Here is an 18,032-nt window from a genome sequence, read left to right on the forward strand (position 1 = left end):
TTCAAGGCTTAAGAAACGACCTTGCGCGTCGCGCGTTAATTTGTCACGTCAAAGAGAGGGAAGTCCGGAAAGTGACCGCAACGACGTTGGCAATGTCTCCCAAATTTTTGTTCCTTCAACAGTTCATCCGCCATCCGCGGATGGTGGGATCGGTGATCCCCACATCCGACATCGCCATTCACGCCCTGCTCGATCCGGTCGACTGGCAGGACGTGCGTTGCGTCGTCGAATATGGGCCGGGCACGGGCGTGTTCACCCGGCGCATTCTTGAGCGGCTTGGGCCGGACGCGCGGCTGATCGCCATCGACACCAATCCCATGTTCGTGAGCCATCTGCGCCAGCATATTGCGGACCCAAGGCTCATCTGCGTGGAGGGATCGGCCGCCGACGTGGAAGCCATTCTCGCGCGTGAGGGCTTCGAGGCGGTGGACTACATCATCTCCGGCCTGCCCTTTTCAACCCTGCCCCCCGCCGTCGCCGACGACATCGCGGCCGCGACGGCGCGTGCCATCCGTCCGGGCGGCCAGTTTCTCGTCTATCAATATTCGCGCTTCGTGCTCTCGCGCCTTGAGGCCAATTTCGCGAATGTGGCGCAGGGCATGGTGTGGCGGTGCATCCCCCCTGCCCGCCTATTCTGGGCCCGCAAGGGAAACGAAGCGGGCGCGGCGCTTAGCGACGCCGAAAGTTTAGCCGTCGCGTAACGGTATAGTCGGCCACGCCGACCAGAAGATAATCAATCCACCAGCGAAACCGACTGAATGGACTGGCGAGCGCCGCATAAGTGCGGCCGTCGATGGCCGTGCTGTCCTTCGCCATCGTGTCGACCAGCGCGCGCGCGGCGCGGGCAAATTCGGCATCCTCGATGCGCAGCATCAGCTCCAGATTGAGGAACAGGCTGCGCATATCGAAATTTGCGGACCCGACATAGACGACGTCATCGATGACGATCAGCTTCATGTGCAGCTTCTGCGGCTGATACTCCAGGATTCGCACTCCGGCCCGCAGCAGCCGCCGATACAAGTGCCGGGCAGCACCGACCGTGGTCGTGTTGTCGGATCGCTCCGGCGTGATGAGCCGGGCACTCCCGCGCTGGGCGATGCCGGCTATGCGGCGCATAATGCCGGGGCTCGGGGAGAAATAGGCCGCGACCAGATCGAGCGTGCGGCCATGGTGCAAATCTGTCTTCACGCACTTGGCCCAACTGTTGAGAAAGCGCGTCGGTCCCCCGATCAGCCAGCGCGCCTTTCCTTCGCCGGGCTGCCATGTGCGAACCAACCGCCGCAACTGGCTGAACCGCTGCCGGCTCTCCAGGCTCCACTTCGCCAATCCCTCATACCATCGGGCGAGATCCCCGACGAGCGGTCCTTCCAGCGCGAGGCCGAGGTCGCACCAGCCATCCGCATCCTCGGGACCGGCGAAGTAGCTGTTCTCGCAATTGAACCCGCCGATCATCGCCCGGCGACCGTCGCAGATCACGATCTTCTGATGATTGCGGATCAGGTAGCGCATCGATCGGCGTGCACCAAACCGCGCAAAACGCCCGCCAGCACCGATGAAGGCATCGAAGAACCCATCGGGCGTCCGCGCCGATCCGAACGCGTCGATCATCAGTGTGACAGCGGCGCCGCGCTTGCAGGCCTCGACCAGAGCGTCACGGATCAGCCTGCTGCAGTCGTCGGACGCGAAAATATAAAAATAGAGGTCGAGTGTCTCGCGCGCGTTGCCAATCAGGTCGAGCAGCGTATCGAGCCGATCCTGCCCGCCGGGCATCAACCTGAGCTTGTTACCGGCCACCTCGTGCAGGCGATCATCCTGCACACGCGGTGCCAGCGTAGAGACGTTGCCTGTCATGCCCCCCTCATGCGTCAACCACCCTGCCTTGCCAATCATCACGCGCGCATCCCACCCTTTCAATGCCGGATGGACACTATTGTTTCCATGATCGCAGCGCCGCGAGCCTCCCATCGCCCCTGCGATTTTCTTGACTTTCGCTCCCTCGACTGTTAGCCGACAGCCTTTCCCGCATTCTCCTTAATCTGCTCAGGAGCCAAGCATGGCGCGCGTTACTGTCGAAGATTGCATCGACAAGGTTCCCAACCGGTTCGACCTCGTTCTCCTGGCGGCGCAGCGCGCCCGGACCATCTCCGGTGGCGCCGAACTGACCGTTGATCGGGATCGCGACAAGAACCCGGTCGTGGCTCTGCGCGAGATCGCCGAAGAGACGATCATGCCGGACGACCTCAAGCACGACCTCGTCGGCTCGATGCAGAAGATGCAGATCGACGACGACGACACGCCGGACGAAATCGGCTCGATCGCACGCTCTGCCGAGGCGCTGCGCCTCACGGCTGCGACGCCGCCGCGCTCGCACAGCCTGGGTGCCGATTACGACGGCTAAGCCTCAGAACATCAGATTGAAAGGCGGTTTCGGCACAGTCGAAGCCGCCTTTTTTGAGGCGGCTAGGGCCTGGATTTAGCGTCAATCATGCCTTGCCGCGACCGGATGCGGCGCGCGGGGTGCCGGCCTGTGGCGCAAATCGCTGGTTTGCAGCACGCCGCCTGTAAGAAAGGGGTCGACAATGGTTTCGATCCGCGCGGAGCGGCCAGACCGGATCGCGATGTTGTAGAAACTGTTGGCGACGACATCGGCAATCTGCACCCCTGCCGAGCGCCTGCTGTCGATCATCTGCGCGCTGCCGCATCGCGCAAGTCTTTTGGCAATGTCGTGCCGCACGGATTCAAGCACCAGCGTGTCGTAACGACCCGCATCGATGAAGACCTGGAGACAATCCTCCTCCGCGTCCGGTCGCCATTCGTCCACCAGCTGCGTGAGCAGCGCGACATAGACGTCGAGGTCTTCGGGACGGCGGCCCGCATCCTGTGGGTCGGCGCGGATGATGCAAACCTTGGCCCGGGCATCGAACCGGTCGAGCAGTTCGAAGAAGAAGGCGCGTTCGACAAGGCCGATCCGGCTGCCCTTGAGCTCACCGCGCAGACCCACAACTGCCCGAAACCGCGCCAGCAGCCGATCGGCGGCATCCGCCTCGATCTCGACCCCCGCCATGATCATGGCACCCGCGGGCAGGCTGCCGCTCTCGTCGATATAGATGGGCATCCGTCCTCCTGCACCGCTTCTTGAAATGGCCGCCTGTTGAAATGAATGTCGCCGCAAAGCCCGTGGGCTCGCGGCGACAATCAGTCTTTCGTGTCCACCCTCATGAAGGTCAGACGTTTTGCGGCGTCGGATCGCTGATCGGGCCTTTGCGCTTGCCCGTCTTGGGGATCGACGTGCCGGTCACCGGGACCGGAGAGGGCCGGATCTTCTCACCACTCGGACGCACGAGTTCGCCCTTGTCGATCAGAGTCTTGATCTCGTCGCCCGAAAGCGTCTCGAACTCCAGCAGCGCATTGGCCAGCAGGTGAAGCTGATCGAGATGATCGCTCAGCACCGTCTTGGCCCGATCATAACCGGATTCGACAACCTTGCGGATCTCCGCGTCGATCTTCTGCGCGGTCTCATTGGACATGTGGACGCGCTGGCTTTGTGAGTAGCCGAGGAAGGTCTCGCCCTGCGGCTCCTCATATTGCAGCGGCCCCAGCTCGTCGGACATGCCCCACTGGGTGACCATGTCGCGCGCGAGCCGCGTGGCGTACTGGATATCGCCGGAGGCACCGGACGACACCTTCTCGTGGCCGAAGATCACCTCCTCAGCCACACGCCCGCCCATGGCGACCGCCAGATTGGCGTGCATCTTGTCGCGGTGATAGCTGTAGCTGTCCCGCTCCGGCAGACGCATCACCATGCCCAGCGCGCGACCGCGCGGGATGATGGTCGCCTTGTGGATCGGATCGGACGCCGGCTCGTGAATCGCGACGATGGCGTGACCGGCCTCGTGATAGGCCGTCATCTTCTTCTCGTCCTCGGTCATGACCATGGAGCGCCGCTCGGAGCCCATCATCACCTTGTCCTTGGCCGCCTCGAACTCGGCGCTGGCCACGAGACGCTTGCCACGCCGCGCGGCCATCAGCGCCGCCTCGTTGACGAGATTGGCGAGATCGGCACCGGAGAAGCCGGGCGTACCACGCGCGATCGTGCGCGCATCGACGTCAGGCGCCAGTGGCACCTTAGCCATATGGACTTCGAGGATCTTGATGCGCCCCTCGATATCCGGGCGAGGCACGACGACCTGACGGTCGAAACGACCCGGACGCAGCAGAGCCGGATCTAGCACGTCAGGCCGGTTGGTCGCGGCGATGATGATGATGCCTTCGTTCGATTCAAAGCCATCCATCTCGACCAGCAGCTGGTTCAGCGTCTGCTCGCGCTCGTCATTGCCATTGCCCAGGCCCGCGCCACGATGGCGACCGACCGCGTCGATTTCGTCGATAAAGACGATGCAGGGTGCGTTCTTCTTGGCCTGCTCGAACATGTCGCGCACGCGGCTTGCGCCGACGCCCACAAACATTTCGACGAAGTCAGAGCCGGAAATGGTGAAGAACGGCACGCCCGCCTCGCCCGCGATCGCGCGCGCCAGCAGCGTTTTGCCGGTGCCCGGCGAGCCGACCAGCAGCGCGCCCTTGGGGATCTTGCCGCCCAGTCGCGCAAACTTGCTCGGGTCCTTGAGGAACTCGACGATCTCCTGAAGCTCCTCACGGGCTTCATCGATGCCGGCCACGTCGTCGAACGTCACCCGGCCCTGCTTCTCGGTGAGCAGCTTGGCCTTGGACTTGCCAAAGCCCATCGCGCCGCCGGCGCCGCCACCCTTCTGCATCTGGCGCAGAACGAAAAAGGCGATGCCGAGGATCAGGATGAACGGCAGCGACTGGTAGAGCAGGATCATCCAGAAGTTCGGCTGTTCTTCGGGCTGGCCGCTATATTTGACCTTATGCTCGTCCAGCAGCGCCGTGAGCTGCGGGTCCGGCACGGCGTAGGTGACGAAACGCTGATCGTTCTTGAGCACGCCACTGATCCGGTCCGGACCGATCGCCACTTCCTTCACCGCATCGGCGGAAACCCGATCGCGGAAATCGGAATAGGCAATCGCGGTGCCGTTGTTGCTCATGCCCTTGCTGTCGAACACCGTCACGAACATTAGCAGCGCAAGAAACACGCCCGCCAATATGAGGGCGCTCTTGATCCATGGATTGCCTTGCGGCTCTTTGTTATCGTTCATCAACCACTCGCTTTCGCGGTCCAAAATAGGACTTCCTGCCCGGAACACAATGCCCGGAACGGCTTTGGGCTCAGCACGACCTGCGCGGTGGTGCCCGCCGCATCGTCCATCGCGCCCCTCCGGTGACAAGGCAGTCTGCCAAGGTGACGGTCTTACCATCGAAAAGTTGAACAAGCGCTTGATCCAGCGATGGCCCGCGCGGTTTTTCTGCCTGCGGATTGAGATGGGCAACCATGCGCAAGATCAGGCGGCGAAGGAGCTCCGGCGGCAGGTCCGTTCGGGTGAGGTCGGCGCGATCCCCGGCCAGCACAAGGTGCTCGGCGGCGAGCCGGTCCAGCATCCACGCGATGGCGTCCTCCGCTTCGCCCAGCGCTTCCAGCGCGCGGTTCATGCCACTCGGGTCGATGAGATCGCAGCCAGCCAGCGCCTGCCGAACCCTTACGCGGTCGAACCGCTGGTTCTCGTTGCTCGGATCGTCGATGAACGGGACGTTTTCGCTCTGGCACCACGCGCGCAGATCAGCGCGGCGCTCATTGAGCAGCGGCCGCAGCAATGTCCCGCGCCGGGCCCGGATGGCTGACAGTCCCGCCACCCCTGCCCCGCGATTGAGCCGCAGGACCAGCGTTTCGAGCTGATCGTCCGCCTGATGCGCCGTCATCAGCCAGTCGAGGCCCCGCGCCTGCCGCCAATCCTCCAGCAACGCATAGCGCGCCGCGCGTGCCGCCGCCTGAAGATTGCCCTCAAGGGGCTGCGCGACCGTCAAAATCGCGTGGGCGACGCCCTCGTTCTCGCACCAGCGCGCGACCATGGCTGCTTCCGCTGCGGAATCGGCTCGTAATCGGTGATCAACCGTCGCCGCCTCGACGTGCCCGGGCCAGCAACGCGCTGCCAGCGAGACCAGCGCCATGCTGTCCGCCCCGCCCGAAACCGCGATGCCGATGCGCTCAGACGTTCGCAAGGCGCGCCCCAGCAGATGGTGAACCGCCTGGGGCAGACGCTGCGCGAGCGTGTCAGCCACTACATTTGGCGCGGGTCCGGCCCTTGGTCATCATGTCGCGGACACTGGCCGGCATGCTGGCGCCGAACACCTCGTTCAGCTCGTCATAGGCGAGGCACGCGTCCTTCAGCCGGTTGAGCTGAATGAGCGACTCACCGACCCAGGCGAGGCTCTCGGCCGCGCGGTCGCCAGCAGGGCGCTGCCGGTAGTTTTCGTAGAAGATCTTTGCCGCAGCCGCCGGCTTCTTGTCATCGAGAAACGCGCGGCCGAGCAGATTATGGGCACGGCTGGCGACCGGGTCCTTGCCATATTTGTCGACGGTCTGCTGCAGTTGCACCTGCGCTTCCGGGTAGAATTTCGCGGTCCAGAGGCGGAAGCCATAGGTGTAGCTATCCAGCGCGGCATTGCCGGTGCTGGGGCGCTCGATTGCCGCCACCGCCTCGGTGCGGGCCACGAGGGACGGTTGCGCGGCCGGACGCGGGGTCGCCGCCGGCGCAGCCTGGGCCGCGCGGTCGGGCAGCGGCGCGCTGGGCGGGCCAAAGGGACTAGCCGGATCGATCGCCGGAGCAGCCTGCGCGGCGCTCATCGTCTTGAAATTCTCTTCCAGCTGACGGAGCCGGTGCTCATTCTCCTCAACCTGTCCGGTGAGGCGAGCGAGTTGCGCCTCGACGGCGTTGATTCGCGCCGTCAGATCCGCAATCGGCGTCGTCGCGGGCGCACCGGCTGCGACACCGGGCGTCGGCGCAGGCGGCGTGACTTCGGGCGCCATGATCTGGCCCGCCCCGCCGGGGAACACCTTGCGCTGCACGGCCCGCATTTCCTGCTCGAGCCGATCGACGCGGCCTTCCACCGTGCGCTGGGCGCTTGCCGGGGCACTGAAGAGCAGCGGCAGGCCGGCGCCGGCAAGGAGCAGGGCGCGGACAATCCCGCCGCCGGTCCGTTTGCTGGTCATCTCGTGGGGGGAAAGCTCTGCTGCCATGGTGAAATTCCTGATATGTTCAAATCATGTTGGCCGGTGGCGGAGGCGCAATGAGCGCTGCCCCATCCGTTGGCGAGGCCCTGCCTGCTAGCATCAACCCGCCGGCGGTGCATCACCATTGCTGGTCTGCGATGCCGCCGGATCGGTGTCTGTGGGCTGAACGCGGCGTTCAAGCAAAGCCGCAGCCGTTAGCGGAACGTCCGATATCGTCCGCTCGGCAGTCCCAAGTGGCGGGATGGCCTGCCCGCCAACGGTCACCGCCAGCGCGTCCGGACGTCCGGTGAGGATCATCGGGTCCTGCGCCTCGGCCGGGACGGTGAAGCTCTTGTCCTTCTCCAGCGTCCCTTCGAAGAGACGCTTTCCGTCCGGCTGATAGATGCGCAGCCAAACCTCGTTCACCGCAGTCAGGACCACCGGGCCATTGGGACGCGCCTGCGCCGGGTTCTGCGCGGGCGCCGCCGATTTGTTGCGCGGGTCGGCGATGCGCGGCTCGGTTCGCTGTTCGATCGCAAGCTGGTCGTCGGTCGGCGGCGTGATGTACTGGGTCCGCCAAATCGCGTAACCGCCCGCAAACAACAGCGCGATGACGGCGGCGGCGATTACCAGATAGCGCGGTGGAACGCTGCTGGGATCGACCGGCTCCTCAATCTCATAAGGGTCCTGCTCGACGCCCATTTCCGCGATTTCTTCACGCACCTTGCTGACAAGGGCATGTTCGTCGATGCCGACCGCGCGGGCATAAGCGCGCGAGAAACCTGCGCAATAGGTCGTTCCGGGAAGGGCCTGATAGTCACCGGCTTCCAGCGCGGTGAGATGGCGCAGGGTAATCCGCGTGCGGTTCGCCACATCATCGAGCGACATGCCCGCAGCCTCACGTGCCTGCCGCATCTGCGCCGATGCACTCAGCCCGCTGCGCGCGACGGTCTCATTTTCGTTCGCATCTTCGCGCATTGAGGCCTTTTTCCGTCTATTTTCGGTCTTTTTGCCAGTTCCTTTGTTTCATCAGTCGCTATGCGGTGTCAACGCGCGAATTCGCTGGCGCGGCACCGCACAGGCTCTCAACCGAGATCGACGCCGTTATCGTCGGCCCACTGCGAGAGTGGCTCGCGAAGGTTGGCAACCCCGCCCTTCAGCAAATCGACCGTGACTTGCGACAAGGCCGTGAGATCCACCGAGCGTACCATCGCCTTGACCGGGCCGATCGAGGCCGGCGTGATGGAAAGGCGCCGAATGCCAAGGCCGAGCAGGGCCATGGCTTCCAGCGTCCGCCCGCCCATTTCGCCGCAGACCCCCACCGGCACCCCATGTTCGGAGCAGGTCCGCGTCACGCGGGCGAGGAAGCGAAGGATCGCGACGCTCAGCCAATCGTAACGCTCGGCCAGCTTGGGGTTGGCGCGGTCGGCAGCGAAGAGGAACTGGGTGAGATCGTTGGTGCCGATGGAGAGAAAGTCCAGGTCCGGCAGCACGAAGTCGAGCGCTTCAGCAAGCGCCGGCACTTCCAGCATCGCGCCATATTTGACGCTCTTCGGCAGCTTGCGGCCTCGCTTTGCGAGCCAGTCCTTCTGCTCGCGAAACAGCGTCATCGCTTGCGTCAGTTCCCAAGGTTCGGAGATCATCGGGAACATGACATGCAAGGTCCGTCCGGCTGCGGCCTCCAGCAATGCCCGGGCCTGCGCCTTCATCAGGCCGTCTCGCTCAAGGGCGAGGCGCACCGCGCGCCAGCCCATGGCGGGGTTTTCCTCATCGTCGGAATCGCTCTTGCGCAGATAAGGCAGCGCCTTGTCCCCGCCGATATCGACCGTGCGGAAAATGACCGGGCGGCTGCCCGCCGCGTCGAGTACTTCCTTGTAGAGCCGCTGCTGGCGCTCGCGCTGCGGCAGGGTGGCCGAGACGAGGAACTGGAACTCGGTGCGGAACAGGCCGATCCCATCGGCGCCCGTCACATCCAGCGCGGCGACATCGTCGCGCAGGCCGGCATTGACCATCAGCTCGATGCGCTGACCGTCCTTCGTTTCCGCCGGCAGATCGCGCTGCCCGGCATAGGCCGCGCGCCGCTTCTGCGTGAGCGCCAGGCCGCTCTCGAACGCCTCGTCCATCGGCTCGGAGGGGCGGATGTAAAGGCGGTTCTGATTGACATCGAGCAGCACCAGATCACCCTCGTTGATCAGCGCCCGGGTATTCTTGACCCGGCCCAGCACCGGCACGCCCATGGCCCGCGCCACGATCGTGACGTGCGCGGTCAGCGATCCTTCCTCCAGCACGACGCCCTTCAACCGCCGCCGGTCATATTCCAGCAGTTCCGCGGGCCCGAGATTACGAGCGATCAGGATCGTGTCCTGTCGCAGGCCAAGCTGTGCCGCCGTGCCGAGCTGCCCGGCCACGATCCGCAGCAGGCGATTGGAGAGATCCTCCAGATCGTGCATCCGGTCCTGCAGCAGCGGGTCATCGATCTGCCGCATCCGCATCCGGGTGCGTTGCTGCACCCGCTCGATTGCCGCCTCGGCCGTGAGGCCGGAGTCGATCGCTTCGTTGATCCGCCGCGACCAGCCTTCATCATAGGCGAACATCTTGTAGGTCTCGAGCACCTCCTTGTGCTCGCCGTCCATGCCGAACTCGGCCTGCCCGGCCATCCGCTCGATCTGCTCGCGCATCTTGGCGAACGCCGAGTAGACGCGCTGCCGCTCGACCTCGACATCCTCGGCGACGGTATGCTCGATGGTCACGCGCGGTTGGTGGAAGACCGCGTGGCCGCGCGCCATGCCCATCACGAGTTGCAAGCCCGAGAGGATGCTCGCGCCCGTTTCGAGCGGGCGATCTTCGCCGGGATTTTCATCGACCAGATTGGCGTTATTGATCAGCTCGGCGAGCACCATCGCCACCGTCTGCAGCGCCTCGATCTCGACTTCCTCATAGCCGCGCGGGTCAAGATGCTGGACGCACAATGCACCAATCGCATTTTCACGGCGGACGATCGGCACGCCGGCGAAGCTGTGAAAGCGCTCCTCGCCCGTTTCCGGCCGATAGGCAAAGTCTGGATGGCCGGAGGCTTCCTCGAGGTTGAGCGTTTCGACATTCTGGGCGATCGTGCCAACAAGTCCCTCGCCTGGCGCCAGGCGCGTGACGTGAACGGCCTCCTGCTTGAGGCCGCGCGTCGCGAACAGCTCCAGCATGCCATCGCGCAGCAGGTAGATCGAGCAAACCTCACTGGAAAGCTCCTGACCGACGATCTCGACGACCTTGTTGAGCTTCACCTGGGTTTGCGTGCGCGCCGCCATCACCTCATGGAGGCGAGAGAGAATTCTGCGCGCGGCCGTGGCCGCACTGCTCGATGGGGATTCCGGGCGCCGCGTTTGATCCATGCGTTCCTGCTATCAGAAACTGCCGCCGGGAACCAACCTCGTCTCGATCTTTCCGGGCGAGAAACCCGGCAAAGACGATGATGGAATGGTGAGCAGTAGAGGAAGAAAGCCAGTCGGAAAAGAAGGAGACGCGGCAGACACGCAAGCAGGCGTTGAAACGCGCAACAACGCGCCCCTTATGCACCTGTCGTTGGACCGGCCCTGCAGCACGGCGTCTCTCCCGATGTCTTGTTCTTTTCGACGCACCAGTCGGCGCGTTCGTACCGCTGTAACCGGAACGCCGTGATATCGCTACCCGTTAACCAATGAACGACAGGCTGTCTGCGAGAGCAGCGCCGCGATCAGCCGACCCGGCGGGTCAATGCTGCCCGCGCCTCTGCCATCAGGGTCGTGATGATCTCGGCGACGGGTTCTTCCTTCGTCACCATGCCCACGGACTGGCCGGCCATCAGCGAGCCATTTTCGATGTCGCCATCGATCACCGCCCGGCGCAGGGCACCGGCCCAATAATGCTCGATCTGCAGCTGCGCCTCACCCATATCGACCTTGCCGTCGTCGAGCAGTTGCGCGACTTCGCGCTGCTTGGCGGTGAAGGCGTCGGTTCCGGCGTTGCGCAGGGCGCGCACGGGGATCACGGGAAGCCGCGAATCGATTTGTACGCTGGCAATCGCATCGCGCGCCGAGGCCCGAAAGAACGCCTTCTTGAAATTGGCATGGGCGATGCTCTCGCTGGCGCAGGCAAAGCGGGTGCCGAGTTGCACGCCGGCCGCGCCCATGTCGAGATAAGCAGCGATCGCCTCGCCATGGCCGATGCCGCCGGCAACGAAGACCGGCAGCTCGCTTGCCATCATCGGGAGGATTTCCTGAGCCAGTACGCTGGTCGCCACCGGGCCGATATGGCCGCCCGCTTCCATGCCTTCGATGACCAGCGCATCGACGCCCGACCGGTGCAGCTTCTTGGCCAAGGACAAGGCTGGGGCGAAGCAGATCACCTTGGCGCCGCTCGCCTTGATCGCCTCGATGCTGCCCTTCGGCGGCAGGCCGCCGGCCAGCACGATATGCGTCACCGAATGGCGTGCGCAGACTGCGATCAAATCGAACAGCTGCGGGTGCATGGTGATGAGGTTCACGCCGAAGGGCTTGTCCGTCATCGCCTTGGTCGCCGCGATCTCGATATCGAGCAGCTCGGGCGTCATGGCGCCGCACGCGATCAGGCCGAAGCCGCCGGCATTGCTGACGGCTGACACGAGATGCCGCTCGGACACCCAGCTCATCGCGCCACAGATGATCGCGGTCTCGCTGCCGAGAAATGCGGTGCCGCGGGCCATGAGGGAAGAAAGACGGTCGGTCATCACGATACCCAATCTGACCCTTCCCAACGGGAAGCGACGGCAAAGAGGAGATCAGCGGCCGACCGGATGCCGGCACGCTGCCTCGGAGCCTCTCCCGAACGGAAGCGGCTCCAAATAGATCAAGCGGGCGCCTGCTCCGCATCGAGACCGTAGGCGGTGTGGAGCACGCGAACGGCCAGTTCGGTCTCGTCCTCGTCGATCAGTACCGAGACCTTGATCTCGCTGGTGGAGATCGCCTCGATATTGATGCCGCGCTCGGCCAGCGTCTTGAACATGGTCGCCGCAACACCGGCATGGCTGCGCATGCCAACACCCACGACGCTGATCTTGGCGACCTGATCGTCGGTGATGATGCGACGAAAGCCGATCTCGTTCTGCAGCTTCTCCAGAATGTCGACGCTGCGCGCGAGGTCGGTGCGGGGGACAGTGAAGGTCACGTCCGTCTCGGCATTGTCCTTGCTGTCATTCTGGATGATCATGTCGACATTGATGCTCGCATCGGCCAGCGGGCCGAAGATGCTGGCAACCGCACCGGGCTTGTCCGGCACGCGCGTGACGATGATCTTGGCTTCGTTCTTGTCATGAGCGATGCCGGTGATGAGCTGCCGTTCCATGTCGCTTTCCTCAATTTCTGCTTCGCTGACGATCATCGTGCCGGGTTCGGGATCGTCCCCTGGCGCGTCGAAGGAGGAGAGCACCTGCACGCGCACCTTCTCCTTCATCGCCAGCGCGACGGACCGCGTCTGCAGCACTTTCGAGCCGACACTGGCCAGCTCCAGCATTTCCTCATAGGTAACCTTGTCGAGCTTGCGGGCCCGGCTGACGATGCGCGGATCGGTCGTGTAGACGCCATCGACATCTGTATAGATATCGCACCGATCGGCCTGCACGGCGGCCGCGACCGCCACGGCGGAGGTATCAGACCCGCCACGACCCAGGGTCGAGACCCGGCCGCTCTCCATCTGCCCCTGAAAGCCCGGAATGACCGCGACCTGCCCGGCGGTCATCGCCGCCAGCAGGCCTTCGGTCTCGACCGTGTCGATCCGCGCCTTGCTATGTGCCTCGCTCGTGCGGATCGGCAACTGCCAGCCCAGCCAGCTGCGCGCATCGACGCCCAGCGCCTTGAGCGTCATCGCCAGCAACCCGGACGTCACCTGCTCGCCTGCCGCGACAACCACGTCATATTCGGCGGGGTCGTAAAGTGGGCTGGCTTCCTTGCAAAAGTTGACCAGACGATCGGTCTCGCCGGCCATCGCGGAAACGACGACGGCGACCTCGTTGCCCAAGCCAACCTCATGCTTCACCCGAAGCGCGACGTTGCGGATTCGCTCCATGCCGGCCATCGACGTGCCGCCAAATTTCATCACAATACGCGCCATGGACTTGCCGCGGACCTTTCTTGGACTATCAAGGGGGCATGAAATGCCGACGGATCGGTATTCACCGGCCTTCGAGCCGGCGCCCTATTAGTCAGCAGGATCGGCAATGGCAAGCGAACCGCACAGCAGCACCATCGACCCCAAAGAAGCCGCGCATTTCGGCGCGCACGCGGCCGATTGGTGGGACCCCAATGGCTCCAGCGCCATGCTCCATAAGCTGGGACCGGTGCGCCTTGGCTTCATCCGCGCCGCCATCGACGCGCACTGGGGTGGATCGGCCCAGGATCTGCGCCCGCTGGCCGGCAAGCGCGTTCTCGATGTCGGCTGCGGGGCCGGGCTCGTCGCCGAGCCGCTCGCCCGCATGGGCGGCGCCGTGACGGCAGTGGATGCGGCGCCGGAGAATATCGCCGTCGCCCGTGAACACGCCGCCGCAATGGGCCTGCCCATCGATTATCGCAATTGCGGGGTGGAGACGCTGGCCGATCCGCAATTCGACCTGATCACGGCGCTGGAAGTCATCGAACATGTCACCGATCCGGCGATGTTCCTCTCCGCCATCGCGCGGCTGCTCAAGCCGAATGGGCTGCTGATTATCTCGACGCCAAACCGGACGCCGCTCTCCAAGTTGATGGTGGTGACGCTGGCAGAGGGCTTCGGCCGCATCGCCAAGGGCACGCATGACGCAGCCCGCTTCATCACCCCGGAGGAAATGGAAGCGCTGCTGTCCGACCGTGGCCTGCACGTCATGACGACCAAGGGCCTGATGGCCGATCCGCGATATGGCTTCGTGCTCAGTGACAATCTGTCCGTGAACTACATCCTCTCTGCGGCGTTCTCATCGCACGACATCCCCCCATCTGCGAGCAAGCCAGCCTGATGACTGCTGCCCCGACGACAACTTCATCCCACGCCAATCCCCTCCGCGGTCTCGAACATGCCATGACATGGCTGGGCGAGAACTGGATCGAGGTGGCGATCGCCGTGGCCATCGGCATCGCCATCTATTTTGCGCTGGGGCTGCTCAAGCGGATCGTGCAGCGCCTGCTGCTCAGGGCGGCCCACAGCGCCCCGATCATGGGCGTCGCCGCCAGCACCGTCGGGAAAACCGGGCATCTGTTCATGATGCTCATCGCGGCGCGCCTCGTCGTCAATTATTTCCCGGTGCCGCCGGCATTGTTCAATGCGATCAACTTCCTGTTCATCGTGGTGACGGCCTGGCAGATCGCGGTCTGGGTGCGCCACATGGCGCTCGGCTTCATCCAGATGCGCTCGGACCCGGAGCTGGGCGGCAGCGAAGCCCTGGCCAACGCCAGCGGTCTTATCAAAGTCCTCCTCTCCATCGCGATCTTCGCCGTTGCGGCCATCGTCGTGCTGGACAATCTGGGCGTCAACGTCACCGGTCTTGTGGCCGGTCTCGGCATAGGCGGCATCGCCATTGGTCTTGCCGCCCAAGGCATTTTCTCGGACCTGTTTGCGTCCCTCTCGATCATTTTCGACAAGCCGTTCAAGGTCGGCGATGCGATCAATTTCGGTACGCAGACCGGCGTCGTGGAGCGCATTGGCCTCAAATCAACGCGCCTGCGCGTGGTGACGGGCGAACGCATGATCGTCTCCAATGCGCAATTGCTGAACAAGGAGATCACGAGCTACACCGGCCTCGATCGCCGCCGGGTCAAGTTCGCCATCGGCGTCATCTACCAGACCGCACCCGCTGAAGCGGCGAAGATTCCCGATCTGCTGCGAGAGATCGTCAACGCGCATGGCGGCGACTTCGTGCGCTCGGGCTTCATCGGCTTTGGGGCCAGCTCACTGGATTTCGAGCTGGAGTTCGATGTGCACTCGCATGATTGGGATGAGGTTTACATGATCCGCCACGCGATCGGCCTCGATATTCTCGGCCGCTTCAATGATCTGGGGCTGGAATTTGCCTATCCCACGCAGACCACATTTACCGCCGATCCGGCCGGCAAGATGATCATGCCCTACCCGGTCCTCCACGAACTGCCGGGCGCTCTGGCCCCGCGCAGTATCGGGAGCGCCGATCAGGCCACGTCGGAATAATAGCCGGCCCACACATGGTTCTGTTTGCGCTCGATCCGCATGAGCGCAAGCACGGCGACCATCATCGCGAGCAGCGCCAGCGCGGTGAACACCGGCCAGACCGATTCCGGCGAAACCGTCAGGCTGAGCACGGCGCTCGCCATCAGCAGCGGCACGAACAGAACCGTCGCGAGCGCGGCGCGCTTGCGAGCTTTCTTGCGCTTGGGTGCCGTGCGCCAGAACCAGAGGCACAGGCCGACGCCAATCGCCGCAGGGACGATCTGCAGCCAAGCAAAGGGCATGCGATAGAGGAAATAGGCCGACACGCCGACAGTCGCGAGTACCACCAATAATGCGAGAATTCGTGCTAGGCGCACGTACAGCCTCCTCCAATCGCGACCCGGTAATTGCCGGTCCTCGGCCTTTACGACCGCTTCAAAACCCTATTGTCGTTCAACTTCGTTGAGCATCCGTTATAATCGCCTCGCCCCATAAAGTTCCGGGCGAAAGATATCCGTTGGCGACTTTCATGGCGCCCTCGCGATCATGAGCTAGCAGCAAGGCGCCGTCGAGGTCCACCCAATCGGCGAACTGTGCAAGCAGAAAGGCAGGCGCAATGCCGAGCGAGCTTGCGAGCATGCAGCCGACCATGATGCGCTTCCCCGCTGCCCGCGCCGCATGCGCCATGGCGAGCGCCTCGGTGAGTCCTCCGGCCTTGTCGAGCTTGATATTGATTGCCTGATAGGCCCCGAGCCGCGCCAGATCAGCCAGCGACTGGCAACTCTCGTCCGCGCAGATCGGCACCGGCAGAGCCAGCCCGGCCAGCGCCGCATCAGCCTGTGCCGGCAAGGGCTGCTCGATCAATGCGACGCCCAGATCGGCCAATGCACGGGCTTGCGCCTGCACGTCCAGATCGGCCCAGCTCTCATTGGCATCCACGATCAGGTCGACATCCGGCGCACCTTGGCGCACCGCTTCGATGCGGGCCTGATCGCCGTCGCCGGTGAGCTTGCACTTGAGCAGCGTAAACCCCCGCGCCCGCGCGTCTGCGGCCGCCTGCGCCATCTTCTCCGGCGTATCGAGGCTGATCGTATAGGCCGTCCGGACCGGCTGGGGCGCCTTCAGTCCGGCCAGCGCCCAAACCGGCTTGCCGGTCCGCGCTGCCTCCAGATCCCACAGTGCGCAATCCAGCGCATTGCGTGCGGCGCCCGGTGGCATCAGGGTGCGCAACGTCTCGCGGTCCGGCACGCCGCCCTGCGCCTGCACGAGCGCCTCGATCGCCGCCGCACATCCTTCGGCCGTCTCACCATGATAATAGATCGGCGTGCCCTCGCCCCGCCCGGTGAACGTGCCATCCGTGACCAGGCACATGACCACATCCACAAACGTCTTGGCGCCACGGCTGATGGTGAAAGCGTCGCGCACGGCGAAGCGCTCGACCGCGACTTGCTGCAGGCCAATGTCGATCACTGCAAATCCGACCTCATGAAAAACGGGCGATCAGCCGCGCGGCAGATCATCGTGGCGGGCGATCCATGCCTCGACCACTGGCGCAATGCGGTTCCGCCATTTCGAGCCATTGAAGATGCCGTAGTGACCGACCGTCTCGGCGAGATAATATTGCTTCATCTCGTCCGGCAGGTTCGGGGAAATCTTGAGCGCCGCCCTCGTCTGGCCGATACCTGAAATATCGTCGTTCTCACCTTCGACCGCGAGTAGCGCGACATCGGTGATCGCCGCCGTGTCGATGCGGACGCCGCGATGCATGAACTCGCCCTTGGGCAGGCTGTGCTTCTTGAACACCTCATTGACGGTCTGCAGGTAGAATTCCGCAGTCATGTCGCAGACCGAGCGATATTCCTCGTAGAACTTCTTGGTCGCGTCCGCGCTCTCGTCATCTCCTTGAACGAGGTGGCGGAACATCTGCCAGTGGCTCATCAGGTGGTTGCCAAGGTTCATGGTCATGAAACCGGCCAACTGCATGAAGCCGGGATAGACCTTCCGCCCGGCGCCGGGATAATTGAATGGAACCGAGGTCACGACGTTCTGGCTGAACCAGCTCAGCGGCCGCTCCTGCGCCAGCTGATTGACGGCCGTCGGCCCCTCGCGGGTGTCGATCGGGCCGCCCATCATGGTCAATGTGCGCGGACGGCACGGATGCTTGGAGGCCGACATGAGGCTCGCGGCCGCCAGACAGGGCACCGACGGCTGGCAGACCGCCAGCATATGTGCGCCCGGTCCGATATGCTCGAGCCACCCGACGAGATAATCGACATAATCATCCAGATCGAACGTCCCGTCGGAGAGCGGCACATCGCGGGCATCGCGCCAGTCGGTGATGTAGACGTCATGCCCCGGCAGCATCCGGCCCACCGTGCCGCGCAGGAGCGTCGCGAAATGGCCGGACATCGGCGCGACGATCAGCAGCTTGGGGTGCCGGCCTTCCTGCCCTTCCCGCACGAAATGACGCAGCTGGCCGAAGACCTGGCGCGCCTCGATGACTTCGTGCACCGCTACGGTCTGCCCATCCACCTCGGTGGTCGGCAGATCGAAGGCGGGCTTGCCGCGCGGCGCGGCGGCATGCGCGAACACATCCAGCGCGGAGGCGAGCATCGGACCGCCACCGAAATAAGCAAAGGGATTTGCGGGATTTTGGAGCAGTTCTACGCTCGCGGTCGCCATGGCACTGGCGCTTGCCAGAAAGCTGCGCTGAATTTCATAGGCACTATAGAGCATGTGTTTCCTTACTCGG

At 64.0% G+C, this 18,032-nt stretch carries 16 protein-coding genes; 4 read left to right on the top strand and 12 right to left on the bottom strand.

From position 1 onward, the window contains the following. Positions 1–92 precede the first annotated feature (92 nt). Positions 93–701, top strand: coding sequence for a class I SAM-dependent methyltransferase (locus M2341_RS09810; protein WP_264585102.1), 609 nt, complete (start codon positions 93–95; stop codon positions 699–701). Here M2341_RS09810 and M2341_RS09815 read toward each other — a convergent pair. Next, a complete protein-coding gene (locus M2341_RS09815; RefSeq protein WP_264585103.1) occupies positions 670–1,851 on the bottom strand; it encodes a phospholipase D-like domain-containing protein in 1,182 nt (393 codons plus the stop codon). The genes M2341_RS09810 and M2341_RS09815 overlap by 32 nt on opposite strands. Before the next feature lie 202 nt (positions 1,852–2,053). Here M2341_RS09815 and rpoZ point away from each other — a divergent pair, with 202 nt between their 5' ends. After that, a complete protein-coding gene (gene rpoZ, locus M2341_RS09820; protein ID WP_181559744.1) occupies positions 2,054–2,398 on the top strand; it encodes a DNA-directed RNA polymerase subunit omega in 345 nt (114 codons plus the stop codon). A gap of 81 nt (positions 2,399–2,479) precedes the next feature. On the opposite strand, the gene M2341_RS09825 is transcribed toward rpoZ, so the two are convergent. The 8 genes from M2341_RS09825 to M2341_RS09860 all read right to left on the bottom strand — a co-directional run bounded on the left by M2341_RS09825 (position 2,480) and on the right by M2341_RS09860 (position 13,240). After that, positions 2,480–3,115: a DUF3800 domain-containing protein gene (locus tag M2341_RS09825; protein ID WP_264585104.1), complete on the bottom strand. Its 636-nt coding sequence runs from the start codon at positions 3,113–3,115 to the stop codon at positions 2,480–2,482. Positions 3,116–3,224: 109 nt separating this feature from the next. Further along, on the bottom strand, positions 3,225–5,174 hold the full coding sequence (gene ftsH / locus M2341_RS09830) for an ATP-dependent zinc metalloprotease FtsH (protein WP_181559746.1): 1,950 nt from the start codon (positions 5,172–5,174) through the stop codon (positions 3,225–3,227). A 70-nt stretch (positions 5,175–5,244) separates the two neighbouring features. Next, complete coding sequence (tilS, locus tag M2341_RS09835) at positions 5,245–6,192, bottom strand: tRNA lysidine(34) synthetase TilS (protein ID WP_264585105.1); 948 nt, start codon at positions 6,190–6,192, stop codon at positions 5,245–5,247. Beyond that, positions 6,185–7,150: a hypothetical protein gene (locus tag M2341_RS09840; RefSeq protein WP_413715373.1), complete on the bottom strand. Its 966-nt coding sequence runs from the start codon at positions 7,148–7,150 to the stop codon at positions 6,185–6,187. Before M2341_RS09840 ends, tilS begins: the two co-directional genes overlap by 8 nt. Positions 7,151–7,243: 93 nt before the next feature. Beyond that, a complete protein-coding gene (locus M2341_RS09845; RefSeq protein ID WP_264575713.1) occupies positions 7,244–8,101 on the bottom strand; it encodes a helix-turn-helix domain-containing protein in 858 nt (285 codons plus the stop codon). Between the two features lie 107 nt (positions 8,102–8,208). Continuing rightward, positions 8,209–10,509 carry a phosphoenolpyruvate--protein phosphotransferase gene (gene ptsP / locus M2341_RS09850; RefSeq protein ID WP_264585106.1) on the bottom strand — a complete coding sequence of 767 codons (2,301 nt, stop codon included), beginning with the start codon at positions 10,507–10,509 and terminating at the stop codon, positions 8,209–8,211. Between the two features lie 341 nt (positions 10,510–10,850). Next, complete coding sequence (locus tag M2341_RS09855) at positions 10,851–11,861, bottom strand: NAD(P)H-dependent flavin oxidoreductase (RefSeq protein WP_264585107.1); 1,011 nt, start codon at positions 11,859–11,861, stop codon at positions 10,851–10,853. 119 nt (positions 11,862–11,980) lie between these two features. Next, a complete protein-coding gene (locus M2341_RS09860) occupies positions 11,981–13,240 on the bottom strand; it encodes an aspartate kinase (RefSeq protein ID WP_181559751.1) in 1,260 nt (419 codons plus the stop codon). A 106-nt stretch (positions 13,241–13,346) separates the two neighbouring features. Between M2341_RS09860 and ubiG the strand changes: the two genes are divergently transcribed. Together ubiG and M2341_RS09870 are read left to right on the top strand one after the other, a co-directional pair. Next, positions 13,347–14,117 (top strand): bifunctional 2-polyprenyl-6-hydroxyphenol methylase/3-demethylubiquinol 3-O-methyltransferase UbiG, encoded by a 771-nt coding sequence (ubiG, locus tag M2341_RS09865; protein WP_264585108.1) that lies wholly within the window; start codon positions 13,347–13,349, stop codon positions 14,115–14,117. Further along, positions 14,117–15,301 carry a mechanosensitive ion channel family protein gene (locus tag M2341_RS09870; RefSeq protein ID WP_264585109.1) on the top strand — a complete coding sequence of 395 codons (1,185 nt, stop codon included), beginning with the start codon at positions 14,117–14,119 and terminating at the stop codon, positions 15,299–15,301. Before ubiG ends, M2341_RS09870 begins: the two co-directional genes overlap by 1 nt. Here M2341_RS09870 and M2341_RS09875 read toward each other — a convergent pair. From M2341_RS09875 to M2341_RS09885, 3 genes are all read right to left on the bottom strand, one after another. Next, positions 15,283–15,657, bottom strand: a complete 375-nt coding sequence (locus M2341_RS09875) for a hypothetical protein (RefSeq protein ID WP_264585110.1) — start codon at positions 15,655–15,657, stop codon at positions 15,283–15,285. The genes M2341_RS09870 and M2341_RS09875 overlap by 19 nt on opposite strands. Positions 15,658–15,733: 76 nt before the next feature. Next, positions 15,734–16,750: an N-acetyl-D-Glu racemase DgcA gene (gene dgcA / locus M2341_RS09880; RefSeq protein WP_413715377.1), complete on the bottom strand. Its 1,017-nt coding sequence runs from the start codon at positions 16,748–16,750 to the stop codon at positions 15,734–15,736. 30 nt (positions 16,751–16,780) lie between these two features. Continuing rightward, a complete protein-coding gene (locus M2341_RS09885) occupies positions 16,781–18,016 on the bottom strand; it encodes a polyhydroxyalkanoate depolymerase (RefSeq protein ID WP_264585111.1) in 1,236 nt (411 codons plus the stop codon). Positions 18,017–18,032 lie beyond the last annotated feature (16 nt).

Source organism: Sphingobium sp. B7D2B, assembly GCF_025961895.1.
Taxonomy (GTDB): domain Bacteria; phylum Pseudomonadota; class Alphaproteobacteria; order Sphingomonadales; family Sphingomonadaceae; genus Sphingobium.